Origin of the sequence: Clostridium sp. DSM 8431 (genome assembly GCF_900116755.1) — a bacterium.
Taxonomy (GTDB): Bacteria; Bacillota; Clostridia; order Clostridiales; family Clostridiaceae; genus Clostridium.
The window spans coordinates 1-7,644 of record NZ_FPBY01000156.1 but is presented as its reverse complement, the minus strand read 5'-3'; the positions used below and the strand labels follow the sequence as shown (position 1 = coordinate 7,644).

Genomic DNA, 7,644 nt, shown 5'->3' with positions numbered 1-7,644 from the left:
AAATATTTATGATCTTCAATAAAATTATTAATTTCAGAAGATATAGATTTACGTAATGCGGAGCAAATAAAAAAGACAGCATTAGAAAATGATAATTTTCTATTTCTTGAAAATGAATTACCTAAACTGTAAGCTTCTTTAAATTCACTCGAAGTAATTAAATTGTTTGTATCTTTCAAAATTGCAGATAATAATGTTGTATTTTTCATAATATTAAACCTCGCTATAAATTTATTTCTCTATAGCGAGGCTGCAAATTTTTTCTCTATTGTCAAGCTTTTTTTTATATTTTTTATTTTATTCTTAAGTTGACGACATTGAGCGATTATATGCGAAACAAAATGTTCCAACAACAGCTACACCTATTCCTACGCAAGCTGCATAACTCAATATTATGCCGCCTATTACTACACCACTCTCTCCATTATCATCACAAAAATTAACAAAGTTGTTAGAACAATAAGCAAAAATATTATGTTTTAATATTTCCCCTTCTTCTCCAATAATACTATCAGCATTAATAAATCTCCCTACCTCAGGATTATAGTATCTAGTTTGTATATAATAAAGACCAGTTTCGTTATCATATCTATAGCCTCTATATCTATAAGGATTTTTAACTCCTAAACTTTCCTTTAACTTACCATCAATAGAAATAATTTTTCCAAAAGAATCATAAGTATATTCTACTACTTTATTTCCATTATTGTCTACCAAAGCAATAATATCATTTTGTAAATTTCTTAAATAGAAGTATTCATCTCCATTAAGATTAATAGAAACTAAATCTCCTACACTATCATAAGTATAATAAATTTCATCATCTTCATTACTTTCATAAATAACAGTATCTCCTGAAAGAATATACTTAGTAGTTAAACCATTAACAGTTTTCTCAGTTCTTACACCAGATTCATCATACTTGTATGTAATATTATCATTACCTTTTTTCATTGACATTAGGTCTCTACCAACATTCCAAGTAAAACTCCATCCATCATAAGTTAACGGATTTCCTATTTGATCATAAGTAATTGCTTTTCCATCAAAGGACGTAAGCTTATCCTTCCAATTATTATCACTGTATCCATAAGTAATAGTTTTAATAGCCTGTTCATTAACTTCTCCATGAGTTAAAGGATATTCTGATCTGCTTAAAATATTTCCATCTAAATCATAAGAATTAACTAAAGTTTTATTTAAAACTTCATTATCTTCCCTAACTAATTCATTTAATTCATCATAATAGTATTTAATTACTTTACCCTCTTCATTAGTTGCAGTTTCTATATTACCATTCTTATCATAAGTATATGAGATATTTTCATCCCCAAAAGTTATAGTAGAAATATTAGTTGATTCTGAAGTTCCATCCTTAACTAAGGATACTCTTATAGCTTCTATCTTTTTACCTTCACCAGTAGTTCCTGCGACTTCTCCATCTTGAACTATAGCAGTCCATCCCACATTTTCTACATGTGCCTGATATTTTACATGATATCCTTGTGGAGCGCCTTCCAATTTAATCTTTACAGCCTCTACCTGTCTACTTTGTCCAACAGTTCCTGCAACTTCTCCATTATTTACCCAGTCAAGCCATCCTAAACCTGAACTATGAGCCTGATATTTTATAGTCATTCCTTGAATTGAAGTATTAAGATTTAGCTTAAAGGCTTCCATTGCCCTATTTTCACCAGTAGTCCCTGCTGTCTCACCAGCTTTAACTTCACCCATCCATCCTTTATCAGATACATGAGCCTCACATCTAAGCTCTGCATCTAATTTAGAACTTCCAGCATATCCATAGCTTATTTTATATTTATTGCTACCATTTTCAATAGTTCTATCACTAATTCTTCCTAATTTATCATAATTACGATTAATACTAAACTCTTTATTATCATTCTTTACAGTAAAAGAAACTTCTCTGCCGTCTTTATCATATTTACAACTTTTACTTAAAGTTTTTCCATTAATCTTTTCACTTACAACACTACTCTTGTTATTTTCATCATAAGTATATCTAGTTACATTACCATTAGAATCAGATACTCTTACAAGTCTATCAACAAAATCATAAGTATATTTATACTCAACATCATTAACATAGTCAGTTTTAACTGCTAAATTTCCATTAGCATCATAAATATTTGCATATCTAACCTTATCTACATCAATTCTTATCTCATTTATTCTTTTTGCAACACCTACAGTACCAGCAACTTCACCATCCTGTACCCAGTCCTGCCATCCAATATCCTCTACATGTGCTCTATATCTTACTCTATATCCTTTAGGAGCACCTTCAAGATTAATTCTAATAGCTTCAATTCTATTATTTTGATCTATTGTACCAGCAATTTCTCCATCACTCTTAGCATCAAGCCATCCTAAGTCAGACACATGTACTTGATACTTAATCTTCATATCTTTAGGTGCATTAGTTAAAGAAATCTTAATCCCATTAATGATTGAACATGTATTGCCGTTTCCACTTACCTCCTTATTAGAAACAGTATTCTGCCAGCCCTGTCCTGAAATATGACTTACATATTGAACTCCAACTTTATTATCACCAAGTACTCTTCCTCCAACAATTCTTCCATACCCATCATAATCCCTAGCTATTGCATTACCATTACCATAAGTAGTTTTTAATAATTCACTTGTCTTATTATCATAATCATTTTTAACTAATTGTTTAGAACCTACACTTACATTGGTGTTTTTTCCAAAAGCATCATAATTAAAGTTATAACTTACCCCATTAGTTTTAATTTGTGTAATTATATCGTTAGTATAAGTATATTTATTTACAGAAGCTGAATTTCCTACATTTTTAGAAACCTCTGTAATTCTTCCCATAACATCATAAACATAGTTGGTAGTATATCCCTTACCATCTGTTGCACTATTTAGATTTCCTTTAATCTCATTATAATTGTAAGTAACAGTACTACCTAAACTATTAGTAAATGTTTTTTCATAGTTTCCACTCTCTGTATAAGAAGAAGACATTCTTAAATAATTATTTGAATCTTCTCTTTGTGATGCTTCTACTGCATTACCATATTGATCATATTCAAAAATAGATACTATTCCTTCAGAGCTTTCAGCTCTAATAATATTTTTATGTGTATCATATTCATACTTAAAATTGCTTCCAGTTGGATTAATGCTTTTTATCAAGTTATTATTTCCATCATATTTAAACTTTGTATTTTTATTAGCCAAGTCTACAGAGGAAATAATATTTCCTTCAGAATCATATTGATAACTTACTCCATAAGTTTCTTTGTAAAGCTGTACTCCATCAAAATAAGTTGTATTAACGTTATTTTCATAAATTAAGTAAACATCTATACTGCTGTAATCATCTTTAGCAATCATAAATTCACTTAAATACTGCCAGTCAGTACAATCAGAATTAAACTTAAAAGTTTCTATCTGACCTGATGTTGTATTTATAATTGCTTCAAGAGCAAACTTACCTCTTTCAACTGCCTCAGCCTTAGCCCAGGCTCCTATAGAGTAAACATCTCCCTTTTTACCTGAAACATTAACATGCTGCTTTATCTTTCTCTCAGCACTATTAGCTGCCCCTGTTATTCTATAAACATTATTACTCAAATAAGAAATATGACTTATATCACCTGTACCAGTAACTCCGCTATTGTTATCGCAGCCCATGTTTTCCCAAGGTCCTGGAGTTGTTCCTTCCCCTTTAAAATCTCCATTTTCAATAAGATTATATCTATTAGGAACTCTTCCTTTTTCTAATTGAAAATTATCAAAATAAGCTTCTCCTGATTCTCCATAGATAACACCTCTGATAATAACACTTTCACTTGCACTATCCTGAGGAACTGTAAATGTAGTACTATATCTTTCCCAATCTGTATCTCCCTGAATAAATTCAGAGCCATAAGGTACATAATTACCATCCTTATCTTGAACAAAAGCTACTATTCTAGCTCCAGCATTTCCATTATGGGTATCAGACACACCTTTAGTTTTTATATAAGCTGAGACTGTATAAGTTTCACCTTTTTCTAAAGAATTCAACTGTTCAAAATAACTCTCTAAATTCTTATCTTTTTTGCTTATCTTCATTGATTTACTTCCTAGATAAGCTTCACTAGATTTCTCAACTTTTCCTGTGCCCCAGCCATCTATACAATATCCACCATCATTCTCCATGCTTGTATTACTAGCTAAATTTATGATAGTGCTTTGTAATTTAGATTCAGTAGTTAACTTATTACCAATATTACCTATTTCACTATATTTGTAATACTTAGCATTTCCTTTATCATCTCTAACTGAAACTGTTTTTCCCCTATTATTAAAACTATAAATATTAGTTTTGCAGTTAAGTACATCTTTAAAAGTAGTAATATTATTGCCATACTCAATATTTAAAATACCGCCTTGTTCTCCGCTTGTAACACTTTCTTTTACACTTTTAACTTTTACAGGACTGGCTTGAGTCAAATCATAATTAATTCTATATCCTGTATAATCAATAACTTCTTCTAACTTAGATTCTTCATAATTATATGTAGAAACCTTTCCATCTTTATATGTGATAGTCTTTAAAAGTCCTCCGTCATAACTGTAGCTAGCTGCAATACTTCCATCAGGTTCTGTTATGCTGGCAAGTCTTTGTTCTGAATTATAATTTAAAGTAATTACTCTTCCTGCTCCATCAGTTATAGTACTTATATCCTTTGATCTTGGAGTATCTCTATATGTAATCACTATATGGTTATTATTAGCATCCTTTATTTCCTTTAAAAATCCATCAGAGCCAAAGTTCATCTCACTATTTTTCTTATCTTTAATGGTATAGCTTCCATCACCATTTTTATTTAAAGTAAGTTCTAAACCATCTATATCTCTAACTGCATTATTACTATCAGCTTTGAAATAATGTACTGTTCCATCTTCATCAGTATAAGTATAATATTTAACATTATTAATTATTTTTTCTTCTACCTTCTGCTGTAAACTCAATCTCCATCCAAGTCCATAACCCCAGTCATAACCTATACAGCCGTCTTTTAAATTATAAATATGTTTTAAAGTTACAGGCATTCTATTACCTGTCATGCTTAAATCATTATGAACTAAAACTAAGTTTCCATTATAATCATTAACATACCCATTTCCTGCCCTGCCGATATCTTGTGTATGATATGTCCAGTAACTTTCCAATCCCATATTGCTGCAATAAGCAATAGAAACACTTGGTCTAGCCTGGCTAACCTCAGTATCTGAAGATCTAAAAGAAACTTTTCCTCCACCTTCATTATCTGCTTTCAGCATTAAACCATAGTTATTACCGCTTTCATACCACTCTTTTGTTATTGAAGTAATATCAAAATCATGCCAACCATTTGCGGAAGTATTAATAACATTATAATCAACTATCTTTTCATCATATCCAGGTTTATTAGACCAATTGATATTGCTTGAATTCCAGTCACCTAAAACCTTATGTACATTAACTTGTGCTCCCCCATTAGAGGCATCATTTTCATAAAGATTTAACTTAGCTGAAGTTACCATATCAGTAGTACTTAAAGTTGGTAATTTGAATTTAAAATAACCTCTCATAGTTCCTTGAGTGCCGCCATTCCCAACTCTCACCAAAATATTATTTTTCTTATTATTTCTATCTAAAGAACAAACAAAAGTATCTTGAATGTCCTTTATTCCTAATGCTGTTTCTACTGTTGGATCAAGCTTTACTGGATAAGCTCTATCTTCATCATTTAACCATTCACTGCTTGGAACAATACTTAAATCATAACCGTCTTTTGTTTGTTCTAAACTTAAATCAATATCACAGCTGGACTCATCATTATCATCAAACATAATAGGTGCAGCTATTTTATAAATTTCTTTAGATTTGTCATTTATATCATAAAAAATAATTGTTTTATCTTCTTGAATAACAGGTACCAAATTCTCCATATTTAGATGAACTTTAATTTGAACATCATCAATCTTTTTCTTAATAATAAAGTTTTCCTTAACTACATCACCTATAACATCATAAGTCAAATCTATTCCATCATAAATATCATTAAATTCAACTGTAGAATAGGCTTTTAAAACAGATTTTATCTTTTCATTTTCAGTTAAAACATCCTTAACTTCATCTTTTTCCTGAGATGATAATTTTTTATATTCTTCCCCTTCATCAACTTTTTTATGCACTTCTTCTTTTATCTTTTCAGTTAATTCTGTTTCATCAATAGAATCAACTTCAGCCACAGTTTCTTTAGTGTCTGCAATTCCCCAAGATAATTTATAATTATCTTTTGCAATACTTACAAGCTTATTACTTTTAGTATTTTTAGAAAATAAAATATCAAAATTGTTATTCTTATTCTTAACTATATTCTCTGTCTCTTGCACCTTTTCAGCTTTAGAATCATTTAAAGCTTTCACTTCTTCTTTTTTATTTTCTTCTGGTGCAATTATATCTTTAGTTAAACTCCCCTTTTCCCCATCAGCTTTTTCTTTTTCCTCTTCGGCTACTGTATTATCTTTAGTTAACTTGTTATCTTCATTATTAACTTCTTCCTGATCTTCTTTTTCTTCAATAAAAGTAGAATCTTTAGCCTCTTCTAAAGTATTGTCTATATCCTTCCACACACCATCTTCCATATAATGAACTTGTATAGGATAGACTACAGCCTCATAAGTTTTATCTTCTTTCAAGAAATGTTTTGTATTACCATCCCTTTTTTCTACTAATTCTTCAATAATTTTAGATTCATCAACAGTATTATTTACATCCTGTTGACTTTCACTTTCTTTTATATTACTAGTGAAACTTGCTGCCAAAGCTTTTGTTGGCAAAATGTTCATTATAAATATCACTAATAATAGTAAAGCAATCTTGTTTTTTATTTTCCCCATTTTATCACTCCTCTTGATTTTTTTAGACTATTATACCATATATTATCTATTTTTACTTATTTTTACAATAAATTTCCCTTATTTTTTTGTTTTCTTTTTGTTCTTCATAAAGAATGTATAGATACACTTAAATATTTAAAAAATTACTTTTAAAAATTTAAAATTTTTTATATAACTGGTCTAAGAACAAAGTGGCTGACGCCACGCTCCCTTCGGGAAACTTAATTGTAAGTAAAAATTTAAAAGCATAGGATGCTCAAAATCCTATGCTTTATCTTTATCCACGATATTTCTTTCCATAAACTCCATCATATTTTAAAGGTCTCATTATACCGCCGCATTTTTCGCACGAAAAACAAGGGGGTTCATCTATATTACTTTGATCCATCTCATCAAAGTATTCTACAACCTCCTTAGGAATATCTTCTTCCATACCACATTGTGTACATTTATATTTTATTGTTTCTTCCATACTGAATTCCTCCAACTATCGTGATGTCGGATTAATTCTATCATACACTATTCCTTTTGCAATAGAGTATATTTCAAGAGCTTCTTCAAGCTTTTCTCTAGTTCCTTCTAGAATTTTATTTTTTAAGTATTCACGCATCGAACCATATTTGGGATATACAATATCATAAAATCTCATTCTCTTATTACATATAGGACAATCACAAGGACTAACACCAAAGCTCGCCAAGATTCTATATT

General features: G+C 30.0%; 3 protein-coding genes and 1 pseudogene. All 4 read right to left on the bottom strand.

All coding sequences use genetic code 11. The annotated features are described in order from the left end of the window. The coding region (locus BM384_RS17410) for a hypothetical protein (protein ID WP_347455081.1) at nucleotides 1-209 on the bottom strand (209 nt) is incomplete at its 3' end. A 94-nt stretch (nucleotides 210-303) separates the two neighbouring features. Next, on the bottom strand, nucleotides 304-6,933 hold the full coding sequence (locus BM384_RS13555; RefSeq protein ID WP_090014395.1) for a DNRLRE domain-containing protein: 6,630 nt from the start codon (nucleotides 6,931-6,933) through the stop codon (nucleotides 304-306). A gap of 277 nt (nucleotides 6,934-7,210) precedes the next feature. Next, nucleotides 7,211-7,405: a hypothetical protein gene (locus BM384_RS13550; protein ID WP_090014394.1), complete on the bottom strand. Its 195-nt coding sequence runs from the start codon at nucleotides 7,403-7,405 to the stop codon at nucleotides 7,211-7,213. A gap of 15 nt (nucleotides 7,406-7,420) precedes the next feature. Beyond that, nucleotides 7,421-7,644 (bottom strand): annotated as a pseudogene (locus BM384_RS17750) (IS91 family transposase); the annotation flags it as partial.